This is a genomic window from Klebsiella sp. C360 (genome assembly GCF_048822415.1).
Taxonomy (GTDB): Bacteria; Pseudomonadota; Gammaproteobacteria; order Enterobacterales; family Enterobacteriaceae; genus Klebsiella; species Klebsiella quasipneumoniae.
Window position 1 is genome coordinate 146,988 of sequence record NZ_JBMEZZ010000003.1, and the last position, 18,839, is coordinate 165,826.

At 60.6% G+C, this 18,839-nt stretch carries 17 protein-coding genes and 1 pseudogene; 10 read left to right on the forward strand and 8 right to left on the reverse strand.

Annotation, left to right across the window (positions count from 1 at the left end; translation table 11 throughout):
- The first annotated feature begins 115 nt into the window (after window positions 1-115).
- Window positions 116-364: a GlsB/YeaQ/YmgE family stress response membrane protein gene (locus tag ACOI7D_RS09575; protein WP_004203110.1), complete on the forward strand. Its 249-nt coding sequence runs from the start codon at window positions 116-118 to the stop codon at window positions 362-364.
- 98 nt (window positions 365-462) lie between these two features.
- Here ACOI7D_RS09575 and ACOI7D_RS09580 read toward each other — a convergent pair whose 3' ends face one another.
- A complete protein-coding gene (locus ACOI7D_RS09580) occupies window positions 463-783 on the reverse strand; it encodes a hypothetical protein (protein ID WP_072421549.1) in 321 nt (106 codons plus the stop codon).
- 598 nt (window positions 784-1,381) lie between these two features.
- Between ACOI7D_RS09580 and ACOI7D_RS09585 the strand changes: the two genes are divergently transcribed.
- Both ACOI7D_RS09585 and ACOI7D_RS09590 read left to right on the forward strand, forming a co-directional pair.
- Window positions 1,382-2,359: a DUF1852 domain-containing protein gene (locus ACOI7D_RS09585; protein ID WP_050533306.1), complete on the forward strand. Its 978-nt coding sequence runs from the start codon at window positions 1,382-1,384 to the stop codon at window positions 2,357-2,359.
- Window positions 2,360-2,382: 23 nt separating this feature from the next.
- A complete protein-coding gene (locus ACOI7D_RS09590) occupies window positions 2,383-3,414 on the forward strand; it encodes a methionine synthase (protein WP_023290096.1) in 1,032 nt (343 codons plus the stop codon).
- Between the two features lie 64 nt (window positions 3,415-3,478).
- Here the strand turns inward: ACOI7D_RS09590 and ACOI7D_RS09595 are convergent, their stop codons facing one another.
- The 5 genes from ACOI7D_RS09595 to ACOI7D_RS09615 all read right to left on the reverse strand — a co-directional run bounded on the left by ACOI7D_RS09595 (window position 3,479) and on the right by ACOI7D_RS09615 (window position 8,587).
- Window positions 3,479-4,711 carry an MFS transporter gene (locus ACOI7D_RS09595; RefSeq protein WP_109547591.1) on the reverse strand — a complete coding sequence of 411 codons (1,233 nt, stop codon included), beginning with the start codon at window positions 4,709-4,711 and terminating at the stop codon, window positions 3,479-3,481.
- An 11-nt stretch (window positions 4,712-4,722) separates the two neighbouring features.
- A complete protein-coding gene (locus ACOI7D_RS09600) occupies window positions 4,723-5,484 on the reverse strand; it encodes an ABC transporter ATP-binding protein (RefSeq protein ID WP_023290094.1) in 762 nt (253 codons plus the stop codon).
- Complete coding sequence (locus ACOI7D_RS09605) at window positions 5,484-6,521, reverse strand: FecCD family ABC transporter permease (protein WP_023290093.1); 1,038 nt, start codon at window positions 6,519-6,521, stop codon at window positions 5,484-5,486. Before ACOI7D_RS09605 ends, ACOI7D_RS09600 begins: the two co-directional genes overlap by 1 nt.
- Window positions 6,521-7,519 (reverse strand): ABC transporter substrate-binding protein, encoded by a 999-nt coding sequence (locus ACOI7D_RS09610; RefSeq protein ID WP_048335962.1) that lies wholly within the window; start codon window positions 7,517-7,519, stop codon window positions 6,521-6,523. Before ACOI7D_RS09610 ends, ACOI7D_RS09605 begins: the two co-directional genes overlap by 1 nt.
- A 156-nt stretch (window positions 7,520-7,675) precedes the next feature.
- Window positions 7,676-8,587 (reverse strand): LysR family transcriptional regulator, encoded by a 912-nt coding sequence (locus ACOI7D_RS09615; RefSeq protein WP_023290091.1) that lies wholly within the window; start codon window positions 8,585-8,587, stop codon window positions 7,676-7,678.
- A 96-nt stretch (window positions 8,588-8,683) separates the two neighbouring features.
- On the opposite strand from ACOI7D_RS09615, the gene ACOI7D_RS09620 reads away from it, so the two are divergent.
- From ACOI7D_RS09620 to ACOI7D_RS09635, 4 genes are all read left to right on the forward strand, one after another.
- Window positions 8,684-9,679 carry an NAD-dependent epimerase/dehydratase family protein gene (locus tag ACOI7D_RS09620; protein WP_117140822.1) on the forward strand — a complete coding sequence of 332 codons (996 nt, stop codon included), beginning with the start codon at window positions 8,684-8,686 and terminating at the stop codon, window positions 9,677-9,679.
- A 97-nt stretch (window positions 9,680-9,776) separates the two neighbouring features.
- On the forward strand, window positions 9,777-10,391 hold the full coding sequence (locus ACOI7D_RS09625) for a TetR/AcrR family transcriptional regulator (protein WP_065805468.1): 615 nt from the start codon (window positions 9,777-9,779) through the stop codon (window positions 10,389-10,391).
- A gap of 74 nt (window positions 10,392-10,465) precedes the next feature.
- Window positions 10,466-11,575 (forward strand): efflux RND transporter periplasmic adaptor subunit, encoded by a 1,110-nt coding sequence (locus tag ACOI7D_RS09630; RefSeq protein ID WP_117140821.1) that lies wholly within the window; start codon window positions 10,466-10,468, stop codon window positions 11,573-11,575.
- Window positions 11,572-14,673 carry an efflux RND transporter permease subunit gene (locus ACOI7D_RS09635; protein ID WP_109547213.1) on the forward strand — a complete coding sequence of 1,034 codons (3,102 nt, stop codon included), beginning with the start codon at window positions 11,572-11,574 and terminating at the stop codon, window positions 14,671-14,673. Before ACOI7D_RS09630 ends, ACOI7D_RS09635 begins: the two co-directional genes overlap by 4 nt.
- A gap of 49 nt (window positions 14,674-14,722) precedes the next feature.
- Here the strand turns inward: ACOI7D_RS09635 and lldD are convergent, their stop codons facing one another.
- Together lldD and ACOI7D_RS09645 are read right to left on the reverse strand one after the other, a co-directional pair.
- Window positions 14,723-15,907, reverse strand: a complete 1,185-nt coding sequence (lldD, locus tag ACOI7D_RS09640) for an FMN-dependent L-lactate dehydrogenase LldD (RefSeq protein WP_048297731.1) — start codon at window positions 15,905-15,907, stop codon at window positions 14,723-14,725.
- Between the two features lie 290 nt (window positions 15,908-16,197).
- A pseudogene (locus ACOI7D_RS09645) lies at window positions 16,198-16,287 on the reverse strand (hypothetical protein); the annotation flags it as partial.
- Here ACOI7D_RS09645 and ACOI7D_RS09650 point away from each other — a divergent pair.
- From ACOI7D_RS09650 to sufB, 3 genes are all read left to right on the forward strand, one after another.
- Complete coding sequence (locus tag ACOI7D_RS09650; RefSeq protein WP_004203090.1) at window positions 16,286-16,483, forward strand: hypothetical protein; 198 nt, start codon at window positions 16,286-16,288, stop codon at window positions 16,481-16,483. The pseudogene ACOI7D_RS09645 and the gene ACOI7D_RS09650 sit on opposite strands and share 2 nt — an antisense overlap.
- A 480-nt stretch (window positions 16,484-16,963) precedes the next feature.
- On the forward strand, window positions 16,964-17,341 hold the full coding sequence (sufA, locus tag ACOI7D_RS09655) for a Fe-S cluster assembly scaffold SufA (RefSeq protein WP_004143232.1): 378 nt from the start codon (window positions 16,964-16,966) through the stop codon (window positions 17,339-17,341).
- Window positions 17,342-17,343: 2 nt separating this feature from the next.
- Window positions 17,344-18,831 (forward strand): Fe-S cluster assembly protein SufB, encoded by a 1,488-nt coding sequence (sufB, locus tag ACOI7D_RS09660; protein WP_002908877.1) that lies wholly within the window; start codon window positions 17,344-17,346, stop codon window positions 18,829-18,831.
- Window positions 18,832-18,839 lie beyond the last annotated feature (8 nt).

Here is an 18,839-nt window from a genome sequence, read left to right on the forward strand (position 1 = left end):
TACCGCGCGGCGGCAAGAAATTATCTAATAAATAGATTATTACCGATCCAATCTCGTTATATATGCTACTCTTTTCAATACGAAATGCTTAAAGGTAACAAGAGGACGGTTAACCATGGGTATTCTTTCCTGGATCATTTTTGGACTTATTGCCGGTATTTTAGCCAAGTGGATTATGCCGGGGAAAGACGGCGGCGGGTTTATTGTAACCATTATTCTGGGGATCATCGGCGCCGTGGTCGGCGGCTGGATCAGTACCTTCTTTGGTTTTGGCAAAGTCGACGGGTTTAATTTCGGCAGCTTCGTGGTGGCGGTAATCGGTGCGCTGGTCGTGCTGTTTATCTACCGTAAAGTGCGCAGCTAATTTTCTGCATTCTGTTTTATTCAAGCTAACAAAAGCTGCCGCGATAAGCGGCAGCTTTTTTATTATCGCAGGACTCAGGCAGAGCGCCCACGCCAGGGCTATTTCCCGTCGGCATCCTCCGCAACCGGCACCACCTCAACGTGAACTTCGTAGTGCTTCGCCTGACCGGTGGGGATCAGGGCGGTCAGTTTGTTAATGGTTTCCGCCGGCGTATCGGTCGCGACCGTTGCTGAAAACAGCACCGGCTTGCGCGGCGGAAACGGTGGCGGGAACGGCGGCTGGGGGCCATGACCCATCTCCAGCGGAGGACGACCGCCGTTGTCGACAACGGACGTCGGGGCGTCGGTTTTATCGGCGGCAAACGCGCTGGCGGCGGCCACGGCGGCGATAGCGAACAGGGCAAGGAGAGCTTTTTTCATCTGGTATTCCTCGATTAACAAGTACCAAAAGAGTAGAGGGCGGCGGCAGGCGGGACAATCCCGTGCGGCGCGAATCCTCTGAATCTCCTTTATTCCTCGCGAATGTGAAGGTCAGATGAGAGCGGGTGTCATTGTGTTCGGGAGCCTCTTAATTCAGCAGTACGCTCATAATCAGCAGCACGGCCATGCACATCGACATAATACTGATATCAACAATCATTCTGTACGACAAAAGCTCCAGCTAAACGGGTACGACGGCTATGTTAAAGCACGTATTATAGTGGTTAAAGATTGTACCCTGGCATACATTCACACCACAAACGTTTATTAGGCTGACGTGGCCTGAACTGCCGCACCTGACCATGGCATCATGACGATACCTCGAGTACACCTGGCGCTTAGCGGAGCAACATGAGGATAGCTCATGTTGCAATGAATTTAAGTCGCTTTCCCTCCATCACCGACTCTGGCAAAAATAGACCCATTAACGAATCAACAACATTTACCGGTTGAAGCGCGCCAGGTCTGACTCTGCGTCGCCTGTGGAAAATACTCCGCTTATTCCGCTTTATGCCCGACACCAGGATGGACAATCGCCATGAATAACGAATTTACCTATACGATTAAGCGCAGCCGGTTTGATGAAAATTATAACCCTGCGGAAAATACGCGTATTACCACCAACTTTGCCAATTTGGCCAGAGGGGAGAGCCGTCAGGACAATCTGCGCAATACGTTAATCATGATGAATAACCGGTTTAATACCCTGGCGCACTGGGATAATCCCTACAACGATCGCTATGCGGTGGAACTGGATATTATTTCTGTCGAGATGAATATTGCTGATGCCGCCAGTTTTCCGGTGATAGAGATCCTGCAAACGCATATTGTCGATAAAAAAACCGGTGAGCGCCATGCCGGTATCGTCGGCAATAACTTCTCTTCGTATGTGCGGGATTATGATTTTAGCGTGCTGCTGCTGGAGCATAATAAAGACCAGAACCGCTTCAGCGTGCCCGAAAACTTTGGCGAGCTGCACGGCAATATCTTTAAGGATTTCGTGCAGTCCAGCGCCTATAAGACCAGCTTCAGCAAGGCGCCGGTGATTTGCCTGAGCGTATCCAGCAAAGATGTTTACCGTCGCACTGGCAACGAACATCCGGTCCTCGGCATTGAATATGCCCAGGAAGGCGTCTCGCTGACCGAGCGCTATTTCAGCAAAATGGGGCTGCAGGTGCGCTATTTTATGCCAAAACATAGCGTCGCGCCGTTGGCCTTCTATTTTTCCGGCGATCTGCTCAGCGATTACACCAGCCTGGAGCTGATCGCGACCATCAGCACGATGGAGACGTTTCAGAAAATATACCGACCGGAGATCTACAACGCGAATTCTGCGGCGGGGCAATACTATCAGCCCAATCTCAATCACCTGGATCATTCCGTCACCAAAATTGTTTATGACCGGGAAGAGCGCAGCCTGTTGGCGATAGAGCAGGGTAAATTTACACAACAACATTTTATCAACCCGCACAAGACGTTGCTTGAGCAATGGTCTGCTAACTTCGCGCTTTGCTAAACCAAAATAAAAGGCTACTGATTATGAAAACATGGCTTCCGACATCGACCGCCGGCAGTTTACCGAAACCTTCCTGGCTGGCGCAGCCAGAGACCCTGTGGTCGCCCTGGAAACTGTCCAGCGAAGAATTACTGGCCGGCAAGCGCGACGCCCTGCGTTTGTCCCTCGACGACCAGCTGCGGGCCGGGATCGATATTGTCAGCGACGGCGAGCAAACGCGGCAGCACTTTGTCACCACCTTTATTGAGCACCTCAGCGGCGTTGATTTTGCCAAACGCGAGATCGTGAAAATTCGTAACCGCTATGAGGCCAGTGTTCCAACCGTGGTGGGCGCCGTGGAGCGCCAGAAACCGGTCTTCGTTGAGGACGCGCGCTATCTGCGTCAGCTCACCAGCCAGCCGATTAAATGGGCGCTGCCGGGCCCAATGACCATGATCGACACGCTGTATGACAACCACTATAAAAGCCGGGAAAAGCTGGCCTGGGAGTTCGCCAAAATCCTCAATCAGGAAGCGAAAGAGTTAGAGGCCGCCGGGGTCGATATTATTCAGTTCGATGAGCCGGCCTTCAACGTCTTCTTCGATGAGGTGAACGACTGGGGGATCGCCGCGCTGGAACGAGCCACCGAAGGGCTGAAGTGCGAGACGGCGGTGCATATCTGCTACGGCTACGGCATCAAAGCCAATACCGACTGGAAAAAAACGTTGGGCTCTGAGTGGCGTCAGTATGAGGAGGCCTTCCCACAGCTGCAGAAATCGTCCCTCGATATTATCTCTCTCGAGTGCCACAACTCGCGGGTGCCGATGGATCTGCTGGAACTGATCCGCGGTAAAAAGGTGATGGTCGGAGCCATCGATGTGGCCAGCCATGCTATCGAAACCCCGGAAGAGGTGGCCGCTACCCTGCGCAAGGCGCTGGCGTTCGTCGATGCCGACAAGCTCTATCCGTCCACCAACTGCGGTATGGCGCCGCTGCCGCGCCAGGTTGCGACCGGCAAACTTCACGCCTTAAGCGCCGGCGCCGAGATCGTTCGCCGCGAGCTGGCGGCACAATAAGGCGGGCTGGCCTCCGTGCGCTTCCCCCGGTTAACTTCCTGAGCGGGCCGTTGCCCGCTCAGCGTCAGGTTGTCGCCAGCGGGCGGCAGATCGCCCGCAGGGCCACGGCGCTGCACAACGGAAACAGCGCCAGCAGAAGCCAGGGATAGACCGCCTGCGGCGAGGGGGTGAGCGCCTGGTCCAGCATATGGCCGAGCAGCAAATTCCCGGCTAACACCGCGCAACCCCCCGCCGTGGCGAGCGCCCCGTAGTGGGCGCCCAGCGTCGACTCCTCGGCGAAAAGCGGGATCAGGTCCTTGGCTGAGGGCACCAGCAGCATCTGGCCGAGGGTGAGCAGCGTGACAAAGCAGGCCGACGGCAATAATCGCAGCCAGCCTTCGGCGGGCGACGAGGCGGCGAATAACGCCACGCTGACAAAAGAAGCCGACAGCAGCAGAAAGCCCACCGGCAGAATGCGCAGGGCGCCAATACGTCGGGCGAAACGGGCGAGAGGAAGCTGCAGGGTAATAATCAATAGCGAGGCCAGCATAAAAAGCGGCGCCAGATCCTGCTCACGGCCGCCGGCGCGTTGGATCTCCACCGGCAGGGCGAGGTACAGCTGGTTATAGCTCAACAGCCATGAGCTGTAGGCGATAATAAACGCGACAAAGCGCGGCTGACGCAAAGGGGTCCACCACGGCACCCGGCTGCGCGTTTGTGTCCGCTGCCCGTCGGCGGGCAGACAGAAAAAGAGCACCAGCAGCGCCAGAAGAAATAGCCCCGCGCCGGCGAGGGCGATATGTCGAAAGCCGATCCCGCTCAGCAGCCCTCCGGCCACCGGGCCGATAACCGCCCCCAGTTCACCGCACACTGCAAACAGCGCAAACCACTCGGCGCGGCTGCGTTTTCCGTTGGCCTGGCTGTGGGTACCGGTCCGCGCCAGCAGGGCCTCGATCGACGGAGAAAACAGCGCTCCGCCGACGCCGGTCAGGCAGGCGCCGAGGATAATAGGCTCCAGCGTTGTGCCGCACGCCAGCAGCAGATAGCCGGCGACGCGAACCACGCAGCCGGCGAGGATGATCGCCTTAGCGCCATAGCGGTCGGCCAGCGTCCCGCCGATGATAAACATGCCCTGCTGGGAGAAGGTGCGCAGCCCGAGGATCAGGCCGATAAGCCCGCCGGAGAGCAGCATCTCGTCGCGCAGAAAGAGGGCAAGGAAAGGGACGACCGCATAAAAGCCAATATTAAAAACGAACTGGCTTCCCAGTAAAACGGGAGGCCAGAGGGTCGCCGCAGGGCGCAGGGAGAAGAGAGGCATATACGCCAAACCTAAACGATGAAATGAATGTGCTTTTTACCGTGGTACGGGGAGATCTCGATTTTGGTTTTCACCCGGAAAACGTCCCACAGCAGCGCTTCGGACAAAATCTCCTCCGGCGTCCCGCTGGCGAGGATCTGCCCCTGCTGCATCACGATCAGCGAATCGCAGAACATCGCGGCATGATTAAGATCGTGAATGGCCACAATGCTGGTCACCGGCAGCTCGCTGATCAACTGCATCAGCTGCATTTGATGGTGAATATCCAGATGGTTGGTGGGTTCATCCAGCAGGATCTCGCTCGGGTTCTGCGCCAGGGCGCGGGCGATATGCACCCGCTGCCGCTCGCCGCCGGAGAGGCTCAGCCATCCCTGGTCGCTTTTCTCCAGCATCGCCACCCGCTGCAGCGCGGCGGTGACCGCCTCGTCATCCTGAGCGCTCCAGTTTGAGAACGGCGAATGGTGCGGAATACGCCCCAGGCGCACGACGTCGCGCACCCGCATATTGGCCTCGGTCATGCCGTGTTGCTCGACGAACGCCACCCGGCGGGCGAGCTGCTTTTTCGCCATCCTGGCGATGTCCTGGCCGTCGAGGGTGACGCGACCCGCATCCGGGCGGCGCAGGCCCGCCAGAACCCGCAGCAGCGAGGATTTTCCGCAGCCGTTGGGCCCCAGCAGTCCCACCGTTTCGCCGCGCGACACCCGCAGCGAGACCGTATTGACGATGACCTTTTTGCCTGCCTTCCAGGTGATATTTTCAGCGCAAATACTCATCACTTATTCCTTGAGCGGTAGATAATCACGGCGAAGAAAGGCACCCCAACCAGAGCGGTCACCACCCCGACCGGCAGACTTTGCGGGGCAATCAGCAGGCGCGAGGCAATGTCCGCCAGCACCATCAGGATCGCCCCCGCCAGCGCGCTGGCGATCAGCAACGTCCGGTGCAACGGGCCAAAGAAGAAGCGCATCACGTGGGGCACCACCAGGCCGACAAAGCCGATCGAGCCAGCCATGCTGACGATGGTGGCGGTGATCACCGCCGCAGTAGTGAAGAGGATCAGGCGCACGCGCGGCACGGCAATGCCCAGCGAAGCGGCGGCATCGTCGCCGAAGGTGAACGCGTCCAGCGCCCGGGCATACCACAGGCAGACCGCCAGGCCCGCGAGAACCACCACCAGGACCAGCTGGAATTCGGGCCAGCGGACGCCGCTGAAGCTGCCCAGCAGCCAGAACATCACATCGCGCGCCTGCTGCGCGCTGGCGGAGGTGCTGATGGTGTAGGCCGTGAGAGCGTTAAATAACTGCGAGGCGGCGACGCCCGCCAGGATGGTGCGCTCATTGCCGCCGCGCGCGCCGTTGGTCAGAAAGGCGACAAAGGCGAAGGCGGCGAAGGCTCCGGCAAACGCCCCGGCGGAGAGGGAGATCGCCCCGGCGCCAAGGCCCAGCACCACGATTGATACCGCGCCGGTGGAGGCCCCGGCGGAGACGCCGAGGACGTAGGGCTCCGCGAGGGCGTTCTTCAGGAGGCTTTGCAGCACGGCGCCGCAGATAGCCAGGCCGGCGCCGCAGCAGGCGGCGACCAGGGCGCGGCTGAGGCGGAAATCCCAGATGACGCTCTCGTAGATACGATTGAGAGGCACCGCGGTTAAGCCGGTTTTATTGCTGATAGCGTAAAAGACGTTGTGCAGCGGGATGGGCAGTTCGCCAACGCTGACGCCTACCGCTATCACCAGCGCCAGCGCGAACACTGCCACGACGCACCAGCCGGTGAGCAGCATGCTGCGGCGCGTCTGAAGCACGGCGACGCTCATCAGTTAAGCCCCATTTTTCTCAGCTGTTCGCCCACCTGTTCCGCGCCGTAAAGGGTGCGGATGGTCGGATTCATCGCCTGGCCGTCCATCACCACGATATGGCCTTTTTTCACAGCTTCCAGCTGGCTGACGGCGGGATCGCTTTTGAGGAATTTGATCTTCTCCTCGGCCTTATCCAGCGCCCAGCGGTTACGATCCAGGCTTGAGACCACGATCACGTCCGGGTTGGCGGCAATGATGCTCTCCCAGCTCACCGTGGGCCATTCGGTCTCGGCGGTAATGGCGTTATGTCCGCCCAGCACGCTGGCGATAAAGCCGGAGGCGCTGTTTTTGCCGCCGACATAGGCATCGGCCGACGGCGAGGCGCTGGAGAACCAGAAGACAAAGGAGAGATCTTTTTTGCTTTTACCGAACTCCTGACGCAGGTCGGCTTCACGTTTTTTGAAATCGGCGATCAGCGCCTGGCCACGATCTTCCACGTTGAAAATGCGGGCAAAATCGCTAATTTCCTGATACAGCCAGGTCATGTCCCACAGCTTCTGCCGGCTGCCGTACATATCGCCGGTAGCCTTTTTGGTGGCGCACATCCCCGGCGACACGTAGCTGTTCACGCCGACGGTCGCGAGATCTTCACGCTTGGCGACTTTGCTTTCCGGCCCCAGCAGCAGCGGCAACTGGGCGGGAACGAAATCGGGATTTTGCGCCAGTACGGATTCCAGGCTCGGGATTTCCACCGTCAGGGTTTTAACCTTCGCGTTTTGCTCAGCCAGCTGCGGTAATACCCTGGTCGGCCAGAAGGCGCTGGCCACCACCTGCTTTTGCAGCCCAAGCAGCAGCAGGATTTCGACCGTATTTTGCCCCAGCGCGACCACGCGCTCCGGCGGCCGGGTGAAGGTCTCCTGATAGCCACAGTTTTCAATCGTCAGGGGGTAGGTTGTTGCCAGCGCGGAACTGACGGCGGTGAACATCAAGCCTAACGCGCAGAGGACCTTCTTCATTAAACGCTATCCTTGTAACAGGCGAGTGGATGACCAGCAAATGGAAGTAATGCAAATGAAACTCATTATTGAGGCGGGGTTTTATACAATGCCGTATTTACAGTGTCAATGAGTGACTATTTCAGCAGGGAAGGAGTTACCCGCGTGGCGGGTGGCTCAGCGCGCCAGTGGGCCGCGAATATACGCCTGCAACCCCTCGGCGAGGAAATCAAATACTCGCTTACAGGCGGGGCTATGGCGCAGGTCCTCATGCATCACCAGCCAGGTCTCGAGATACAGAGAAAAGTCGGCCGCCAGCACTCGCCGCAGGGGAATGATGCCGTCGGCAAGGGGCGCCTGGCAGATGCCGATCCCCGCCCCGGCGCGGATCAGGCTCAGCTGGGCGAGGTCGCTATCGGTGCGCATCGCGAACGCCTCGCGCTGGAAACGGGGGTAGCGCTCAAGCGCCCGGCGAACGAGGGGCGTGGCGCTGTCGAAACCAATCAGCGCGTGACCGTCAAGCTCCTCAGGCGTAGCGGGCCGACCCCGGCGGGTCAGATAGGCATCGGCGGCATGCAGCCCGAGCTCGATCCTGCCGAGACGCCGCGCGATAAGCTGCTCCTGCTGCGGAGCGACCATCCGCACCGCGATATCCGCCTCCCGGTGAAGCAGATCCTGAAACCGATTGGAGAGCATCAGTTCGATGACGATATTCGGGCACGCCTGCCTGAGCCGGGCAATCAGCGGCGGCAGCACCTCGGCGCCGACCACCTCGCTGGCGGCCACGCGCACCACGCCACGCAGATCGGTTCTGTCGCGACTAAAGTTGGCCGCCGTGCGTGCCAGCGCCCGGGCGGTGTTGGCCATCGCCTCGGCGTGCACCCGCAGCGCCAGCGCCGCGTCGGTCGCCAGCAGGCCGGTCTGCGAACGGGTAAATAAGGCCTGGCCGAGGGCGGCTTCCAGCCCGGCGATATGGCGCCCCGCCGTCGGCTGGGTGATGTTCAAAGTGCGCGATGCGCCCGATAAAGAGCCTTCCTGCAGGACGGCGAGAAAGGTTCGGTACCACTCCCAGGGAATAGAGGTATTCATACAAAAATGTATAGCCGCTCGATGATGATATGCAATTTCATTTGATATGAGCCGCAGGTAGGCTGTCAAGCATCCATTAGCGAACGGGGAAAGACGATGAACAGCAGCGGCAAGGTCCTTATTCTGGGAGCAAGCGGGGGCATAGGCGGGGAAGTGGCCCGCCGGCTGGCGGCGGACAACTGGCAGGTTAGGGCGCTGAAGCGCGGCGCCCAGGTGCGCGATCCCGGAGAGGGGATGCAGTGGATAGCCGGCGACGCGCTGGATGCCGGGCAGGTGGCGGCGGCGGCTGCCGGTTGCGACGTGATCGTCCATGCGGTCAATCCGCCGGGCTACCGGCACTGGCGGCAACAGGTACTGCCTATGCTGCGCAACACCCTGCAGGCCGCCGAACAGCAGCGGGCGTTAGTTGTCCTGCCCGGCACGGTCTATAACTATGGACCGGATGCCTTTCCGCTGATTGCGGAAGAGGCCGCACAACAGCCGGTGACCCGCAAAGGCGCCATCCGGGTGGAGATGGAGCAGGCGCTGGAGGATTATGTGCAGCGCGGCGGCCGGGCGTTGATTGTCCGGGCGGGGGATTTTTTTGGTCCGCGCGCCGGGAATAGCTGGTTTTCCCAGGGGCTGATCAGGCCCGGTCAGCTTCCCGGCGTCATTCGCCGCCCGGGGGCGATCGGCGTGGGGCATCAGTGGGCCTGGCTGCCCGACGTCGCCGCCACCATCGCCGCGCTGCTGGCCCGCAGGCATGAGCTTGAGCCGTTTGCCCGCTTCCATATGCAGGGCCACTGGAACCCGGACGGCAGCGAAATGAGCCAGGCGATCCAGCGGGTGGTCGCCCGCTATGGCGGCAGGGCGGTAGTAAAGTCCTTTCCCTGGTGGCTGGTGAAGCTGGCGGCGCCCTTCAACGCCACCCTGCGCGAAATGGTCGAGATGCACTATCTCTGGCGTCTGCCGGTACGCCTGCGCAACGATAAGCTGGTGGCCTTTTTAGGCGCGGAGCCGCATACCCCACTCGATCGTGCCGTACATATGACGCTGCAAGGCCTGGGCTGTCTGCCCGCCGGCGCGATAAATAATGAGGCGCGTGAGGCGTAACGCGGCGAGAGAGAGGATCAGGGCGGGGCGTTATTGTGACCAAATCATAATAACGTCACTCGTTGTCAAACGATAGCGATCGCATTAAGCTAAACGGATGACGAAAAATACCTCCACCCCAGCAAGCCGTGGCCCCCTTGACCACAGCGTTCGCGACCAGATTCTTGACGCGGCCATGGCGCACTTTAGTCGCTATGGCTATGAAAAGACCACGGTCACCGATCTCGCCAAAGCAATAGGCTTTTCCAAAGCCTATATCTACAAGTTTTTCGACTCCAAGCAGGCGATTGGCGAGGCAATCTGCGCCAGCCGGCTGGAGAAGATCATGGTGGCCGTCAGCGAGGCCATCGCCGATGCCCCCTCCGCCAGCGAGAAGCTGCGCCGCCTGTTCCGGGCGCTGACCGAGGCCGGCAGTGAACTGTTTTTCGAGGATCGCAAACTGTACGATATCGCCGCCGTCGCGGCGCGCGATAAATGGCCCTCAACGGAGCAGTATGCCGGTCATCTGCAGCAGCTGATTGGTCAAATTCTTGTCGAAGGCCGCCAGGCGGGCGAGTTCGAGCGCAAAACTCCGCTGGATGAGGCGACCCTGGCGGTCTATATGGTGATGTGTCCTTTCATCAACCCGGTGCAGCTGCAATACAATCTCGACACCGCGCCTACCGCGGCGGTGCTGCTTGCCTCCCTGATCCTGAGAAGTCTCTCCCCCTGATTAGTGACTATTGACTTTATTGGTCACTCGTCTGAGAATGCGCTCACCAACCGGTCTTTTCATTAAGGTGACCCATGCTCAGGCTCAACGCCGTCCATTTTGCCGTCTGCCTCCTGCCGCTGGCCCTCGCGGGCTGCGGCGAACCTGCCGACCATGACGATCCCCGCACGCGGCCGCCGTTGGTGCGGGTGGCCACCGTCGAGCGCGCGGAGGCCAGCTCGCGAGCCTTTACCGGCGTGGTGGTGGCTCGTACCCAAAGCGACCTCGGCTTCAGGGTGGCGGGAAAAGTCCTTGAACGGCTGGTAGAGACCGGGCAGAGCGTCCGGCGCGGTCAACTGCTGTTGCGCCTCGATCCGGCTGATCTTGCCCTGCAGGCGCAGTCCCAACAGCGGGCGGTCGACGCCGCGCGGGCACGAGCCAAAAAGGCGGCTAACGATCTGGCCCGCTATCGCGGCCTGGTGGCCAGCGGCGCCGTCTCGGCGGCGGAGTTCGATCAGATCAACGCGGCGGCAGAGGCGGCGAGAGCCGACCTCAGCGCGGCTCAGGCGCAGGCAAACGTGGCGCAAAACGCCACCGGCTATGCCGGACTGCTGGCGGACGCTGACGGCGTGGTGGTGGAAACGCTCGCCGAGCCGGGGCAGGTGGTCAGCGCCGGGCAGGTGGTGATCCGCCTGGCGCGGGCGGGGCAGCGCGAAGCCCGGGTGCAGCTTCCGGAGACGCTGCGCCCGGCGGTCGGCAGCGAGGCGCTGGCGACACGCTATGGCAGCGAATCTCAGCCGGTCACCGCGACCCTGCGCCTGCTTTCGGACGCGGCTGACGCCGCCACTCGCACCTTTGAAGCGCGCTATGTGCTGAACGGCGCGCTGGCGAACGCCCCGCTGGGGTCTACCGTAACCCTGCGCATCGGCAACGACCAGGGGCCAGGCGAGGTGCTGGAGGTGCCCCTGGCGTCGGTCTACGATCCGGGCAACGGCCCTGGCGTCTGGCGCGTTGTCTCCCGCCCGGCCACCGTCTCCTGGCAACCGGTGACGGTGGTCGGCCTGAATGATGAAACGGCGCGAGTGACCGGTCCGCTGAAGCCCGGGGAGCCGATCGTCGCTCTGGGCGCCCATCTTCTGCACCAGGGCGAGGCGGTGCGGCTGGCGGAACGACGCGAGCATACTGCCGCCGGGAGCCAGCCATGAGCGACGGACGTTTTAATCTCTCCGCGCTGGCCGTCCGCGAGCGGTCGGTGACCCTGTTTTTGATTATCCTTATTTCGGTCGCCGGGCTGGTGGCCTTCTTCGGGCTCGGGCGGGCGGAAGATCCGCCCTTCACGGTCAAGCAAATGACGGTCATCACCGTCTGGCCGGGCGCCACCGCGCAGGAGATGCAGGATCAGGTCGCCGAGCCGCTGGAGAAACGGCTCCAGGAGCTGAAGTGGTACGATCGCACCGAGACCTATACCCGCCCCGGGATGGCGTTGATCACCTTATCGCTGCAGGATCAGACCCCGCCTTCCGAGGTGCCGGAGCAGTTTTATCAGGCGCGCAAGAAGCTGGGCGATGAGGCGAAAAACCTGCCTGCCGGCGTCTCCGGTCCGATGATGAATGACGAATTCGCCGATGTCACCTTTGCCCTTTTTGCGCTGAAAGCGCGGGGAGAGCCGCCCCGGCAGCTGGTGCGTGATGCCGAAGCCCTGCGCCAGCAGCTGCTGCATGTTCCCGGGGTGAAAAAAGTGAATATTCTCGGCGAACAGGCGGAGCGCATTTATCTCGCGTTTTCTCATGACCGTCTTGCCACCCTGGGGCTCTCGCCGGAGGCGATTTTTGCCGCGCTGAACAATCAGAATGTGCTGACCGCGGCCGGGGCTATCGAGACCCGCGGCGGGCAGATCTTTATCCGCCTCGACGGGGCGTTCGACCGCCTGCAGCAGATCCGCGACACGCCGATAATTGCCGGGGGCAGAACGCTGAAGCTCGCCGATGTCGCCACGGTTGAGCGGGGGTATGAAGATCCCGCCACCTTCCTGATCCGCAATCAGGGCGAACCGGCGCTTCTGCTCGGCGTGGTGATGCGCGAGGGCTGGAATGGCCTGGCGCTGGGGAAAGCGCTGGACGCCGAAACGGCCAGCATCAATCAGAGCCTGCCGCTCGGCATGTCGTTGACGAAAGTGACCGATCAGGCGGTGAATATCAGCGCCGCGGTCGATGAGTTCATGATCAAATTCTTTGTCGCCCTGCTGGTTGTGATGGTGGTGTGCTTTGTCAGCATGGGGTGGCGCGTGGGGGTGGTGGTCGCGGCGGCGGTGCCGCTCACCCTGGCCGTAGTGTTTGTGGTGATGGCGGCTACCGGCAAAAACTTCGACCGCATCACCCTCGGGTCGCTGATCCTCGCCCTGGGGCTGCTGGTGGATGATGCCATTATCGCCATCGAAATGATGGTGGTCAAAATGGAGGAGGGGTACGACCGCCTCAAAGCCTCGGCTTATGCCTGGAGCCATACCGCGGCGCCGATGCTGGCCGGCACCCTGGTGACGGCGGTGGGCTTTATGCCCAACGGGTTTGCGCAATCCACCGCCGGGGAGTATGCCAGCAATGTGTTCTGGATCGTCGGTATCGCGCTGATTGCCTCCTGGATTGTGGCGGTGATTTTTACCCCCTGGCTGGGCGTGCACCTGCTGCCGGAGAGGAAGTCCGCGGCGGCGGGCCACGCCGCGCTGTATGACACCCCACGCTATCAGCGCTTTCGCCGGCTGCTGACCCGGGTTATCGCCCGCAAATGGCGCGTGGCCGCCGGGGTGGTGGTGCTGTTTATGGTGGCGTTACTGGGAATGAGCGTGGTGAAAAAGCAGTTTTTCCCCACCTCCGATCGCCCGGAAGTGCTGGTTGAGGTGCAGATGCCTTACGGGTCGTCGATTATTCAGACCAGCGCCGCGACGGCGAATATTGAGCGCTGGCTGCAGCAGCAGCCGGAGGCGAAGATTGTCACCAGCTATATCGGCCAGGGCGCGCCGCGCTTTTACCTGGCGATGGCCCCGGAGTTGCCGGACCCCTCCTTTGCCAAACTGGTGGTATTGACCGACGGCCCGGCCTCTCGCGAGGCGCTTAAGCTGCGGCTGCGGGAGGCGGTGGCCAATGGCCTGGCGCCGCAGGCGCGGGTGCGCGTCACGCAGCTGGTTTTTGGTCCTTATTCGCCGTATCCGGTCGCCTGGCGGGTGATGGGGCCCGATCCGCATACCCTGCGCGACATCGCCGATCGGGTGAAATCGGTGCTGCAGGCCAGTCCGCTGATGCGCACCGTCAATAGCGACTGGGGTTCGCGCGTGCCGGTGATGCATTTCAGCCTCAATCAGGACCGGCTGCAGGCGAGTGGGCTCAGCTCCCAGGCCGTCGCCCGGCAGCTGCAGTTCCTGCTGTCAGGGATCCCCGTCACCACCGTCCGGGAAGATATTCGCGCCGTGCAGGTCATCGGCCGCGCGGCGGGGGATATCCGTCTGGATCCGGCGAAAATCGCCGATTTCACCCTGGTGGGCAGCGACGGGCAGCGAGTTCCCTTGTCGCAGATCGGTGAAGTCGAGATCAGGATGGAAGAACCCCTGCTCCGTCGTCGCGACCGCACGCCGACCATTACCGTCCGGGGCGATGTCGCGGATAACCTGCAGCCGCCGGATGTCTCCACCGCGCTGATGACGTCGCTGCAGCCCATTATCGACGCCCTGCCGCCGGGGTATCGCATCGAGACGGCGGGGTCAATCGAGGAGTCCGGCAAAGCCACCCGGGCGATGGTGCCGTTATTTCCGATCATGATCGCCCTCACGCTGCTGATCATTATCCTGCAGGTGCGCTCCCTGTCGGCGATGGTCATGGTCTTCCTGACCGCCCCGCTGGGGCTGATTGGCGTGGTGCCGACGCTGCTGCTGTTCAATCAGCCGTTTGGCATCAATGCCCTTGTGGGCCTGATCGCCCTGTCGGGGATCCTGATGCGAAATACGCTGATCCTGATTGGTCAAATCCACCATAACCAGCAGGCGGGGCTCGATCCGTTCCACGCGGTGGTGGAGGCGACGGTGCAGCGAGCCCGTCCGGTTCTGCTGACCGCGCTGGCGGCGATCCTGGCGTTCATTCCGCTGACGCATTCGGTTTTCTGGGGGACGCTCGCCTATACGCTGATTGGCGGGACGCTGGGGGGAACCATCATGACCCTTATCTTCCTGCCGGCCATGTATGCGATCTGGTTCCGCATCCGCCCGGCTCGCCCGGCTGACGCAGCGCAACGGCCGGCGCTGGACCCGCAGGGGTAATTTCGGTTGCCGGGTCAAGGCACGCGGTCAGGCCCGGCCCCGGGCTGCGTCAGGCAGATAAGGATACCGGGACCGCACGGCTGCGCTGTTGATCTTTTTCCAGCCGGTCGAGGCAATCGAGGCTGATGGCCGAGGGGGAGGTGGCGCCGGTGAGGGTCATGGTGACCTTCATATCCTCGGCAAATAAGCGCAGCAGGTGCGCCACGCCCGCTTCGCCCGCGGCGGCCAGGGCATAAATATAGGCCCGACCAAGCAGGACCCCCTTCGCGCCGAGGGCGAGCAGGCGAATAACGTCCACGCCGGAGCGCACTCCGGAGTCGGCAAGGACCGTCAGATCGTCGCCGACCGCCTCCGCCACCCGCGGCAGCGCCCGGGCGGTGGGGATGGCGCCATCGAGCTGTCTGCCGCCGTGATTGGAGACCACAATGCCGTCGGCGCCCAGCCGCACGGCATTGCGCGCATCCTCGGCATCAAGGATCCCTTTGATGATCAGCTTTCCTGGCCAGCTGTCGCGGATCCACTCCAGATCGTGCCAGGCGATGGACGGGTCGAAGTTGTTGCTGATAAACCCCATATAGTCGTCCATGGTCATTTTGTGGCCGGTATAGGCTTCGATATTACCGAACGACAGAGGCCTGCCCGCCAGGCCGACGTTCATTGCCCAGCGCGGGTGGGTGCAGGCCTGAAGATACTGTCGTAAGGTGGCGTGCGGCCCGGACATTCCTGAGCGGTTGTCCCGATACCGTGAGCCGGGGATCGGCATATCGACAGTGAATACCAGGGTTTTCATGCCGGCGGCCCAGGCGCGCTCCAGCGCGTTACGCATGTAGCCGCGATCTTTCAGGACGTACAGCTGGGACCAGAGCGCGCCGCTGGCGTGGCTCGCCACCTCCTCAATGGAGCAGACCGACACGGTGGACAGCGTGTAAGGGATCCCGGCGCGGGAGGCGGCGCGGGCCGCCTGGACTTCGCCGCGGCGGGCATACATGCCGGTGGCGCCGACCGGCCCCAGCGCCACGGGCATCGCCCATGGGGCATCAAGGATGGTGGTGGCCAGCGTCGGTTCACCCGCCCCGCACAGCACGCGCTGGCGAAGAGCGACCGAGGCGAGCTCGGCGGCATTGGCGTTCATGGTATTTTCCGCCACCGCGCCACCGTCAATATAGTCAAAAAGGAAACGGGGCAGACGGCGACGAGCGGCTTCGCGATAATCGCTGGGGGCTGAAACAATCATGATTATATCCTTATGTCTTTTAACCTAAGTGGATGTTCTGCAGGCAAAAAAACTATAGGCTTCTTAAAATCGTTGGGGAAATGAAATATTAGCATCTCAGCCATTCCCTAATGGAATAATCTGGATTTGTCGCTTAATGAGTTATTTCTTTTTTTTGCCTCAGGCACGCGCGTTATTTTTATTTATTTCCGCGACGCGTGAATTCGGCCAAATAAAAGACCCCACGTGGTGCGACAGCGTTATGCGCTATCGCCATAGTAAGGAAGCGTGGTCAACTCGGCGCCTGCCTTTTCCAGCAGGCGTAAAGAAAGTGAATTTGAAATGGAGCAGTGGCTATCTTTTGCTAGCCTTTCTGATGAGGACAGACGGAGCGACACCATGAAAGATAAAGATGAACAAACGGCATTGATTGGCATGGCTATCGGCGCGGCGGTCATTAGCTTAGTGGCGACCCAAAAGCAGATTAATCAGGGGAGTATCGTGGATGAGCTGGTGCGGCTGGGCAGACAGAAGGGGGATGGGGTGGAGGATGAGGTCTTTGTCCAGGCCGCCCGCCTGGTGAGAAAAGGGACCTAGCCAACCGATAGCCTTCCTGACTACCCGTTTCATCGCGGTTTACATCCCCCCCGATCGCGGCCACGTCCCCGCCAGGCCGCGACCGCCCCTGCCGAAAGCGTCGCGCCTTGACGCTTTCTTCTCACGCTTTCTCATTCCGCAGGCCAGCGCCTGTTCAGCGCGCATGGCCGCTTAGTGACGCCGTCACTTTTTCCGTTTCTGCGCCAGGGTGAATCAGGAAGGTGGTCTGCTGCTATCGCATAAATCGGTATTTTCGATACATCTTTGCCATTGCGTGCGGTAACAGAACAATATCAGAATAACATATTATAAATCATATGATTAGGTTCGACTTGCGTACCCTGATAATCCCCGGGCAAGGGTCTATGCTTATAAAAAGCGCTAAATGAGGCAATATCCCTGCTGGAGAAGGGTTGAAGTGATAATCATTATCACTAACATGGCGGTATGCCTTGATGGCGCCAACCTGGAGGTCTATCGATGGAAGTACAAGCAGGAACCTTTAATCCCGCCGATTTCAGCTGGCAGGGACTGACCATGACGCCGGCCGCTGCCGCGCATATTCGCGATCTGATGCGTAAGCAACCGGATAAAAAGGGGCTACGGCTGGGTATCAAAACCAGCGGCTGCGCCGGTTTTGGCTATGTGCTCGAAATGATTGCCGAGCCGGCGCCCGACGATCTGCTCTTTGAATCTGACGGGGCGAAGCTGTTTGCGCCGCTGCAGGCGATGCCGTTCATTGACGGCACGGAGTTGGATTACGTCCGGGAAGGTTTAAATGAAATCTTTAAATTTCATAACCCGAAAGCGCAGCACGAGTGCGGCTGCGGCGAAAGTTTTGGGGTGCAGGCGGAGTAACTATGTCGCGTAATACTGAAGCAACAGACGATGTCAAAACCTGGACCGGCGGCCCGCTCAATTATAAAGAGGGCTTTTTCACTCGCCTGCAGACCGATGAGCTGGCCAAAGGCATTAATGAAGAGGTGGTTCGCGCCATCTCCGCCCGTCGCAATGAGCCGCAGTGGATGCTGGAGTTCCGGCTCAATGCCTACCGGGCGTGGCTGGAGATGGAAGAGCCGCACTGGCTGAAGGCGCATTACGATAAGCTGAATTATCAGGATTACAGCTACTATTCCGCCCCCTCCTGCGGCAACTGCGATGAGACCTGCGCCTCCGAGCCCGGCGCGGTACAGCAGACCGGGGCCAACACCTTCCTGACCAGCGAGGTGGAAGAAGCCTTTAACCAGCTGGGCGTGCCGGTGCGCGAAGGGCGCGAGGTGGCGGTGGACGCGATATTCGACTCGGTGTCGGTGGCGACCACCTACCGTGAAAAGCTGGCGGAGCAGGGGATCATCTTCTGCTCTTTCGGCGAGGCGATCCACGACCATCCGGAACTGGTGAAAAAGTATCTGGGGACCGTGGTGCCGGGCAATGACAACTTCTTTGCCGCGCTGAACGCCGCGGTGGCTTCGGATGGCACCTTTATCTATGTGCCGAAGGGCGTCCGCTGTCCGATGGAGCTGTCGACCTATTTCCGCATCAACGCCGAAAAGACCGGCCAGTTTGAACGCACCATTCTGGTGGCCGATGAAGGCAGCTACGTCAGCTACATTGAGGGCTGCTCGGCGCCGGTGCGCGACAGCTATCAGCTGCACGCCGCGGTGGTGGAAGTCATCATCCATAAAGACGCGGAAGTGAAATACTCCACGGTGCAGAACTGGTTCCCGGGGGATAACAACACCGGCGGGATCCTCAACTTTGTCACCAAACGCGCCCTGTGCGAAGGGGAGAACAGCAAAATGTCATGGACCCAGTCGGAAACCGGCTCGGCCATCACCTGGAAATACCCCAGCTGCATCCTGCGCGGCGATAACTCGATCGGCGAATTCTTTTCGGTGGCGCTGACCAGCGGCCATCAGCAGGCGGACACCGGCACCAAAATGATCCATATCGGCAAGAACACCCGCTCGACCATCATCTCGAAAGGGATCTCCGCCGGACACAGCCAGAACAGCTATCGCGGGCTGGTCAAAATCATGCCGACCGCCACCAACGCCCGCAACTACACCCAGTGCGATTCGATGCTGATTGGCCCGGACTGCGGGGCGCATACCTTCCCGTATGTCGAATGCCGCAACAACAGCGCTCAGCTGGAACACGAAGCGACCACCTCGCGGATCGGTGAGGACCAGCTGTTCTACTGCCTGCAGCGCGGGATCAGCGAAGACGATGCCATCTCGATGATCGTCAACGGCTTCTGTAAAGACGTCTTCTCCGAACTGCCGCTGGAGTTCGCCGTAGAGGCGCAAAAATTGCTGGCCATTAGCCTTGAGCATAGCGTCGGCTGATAATTAAG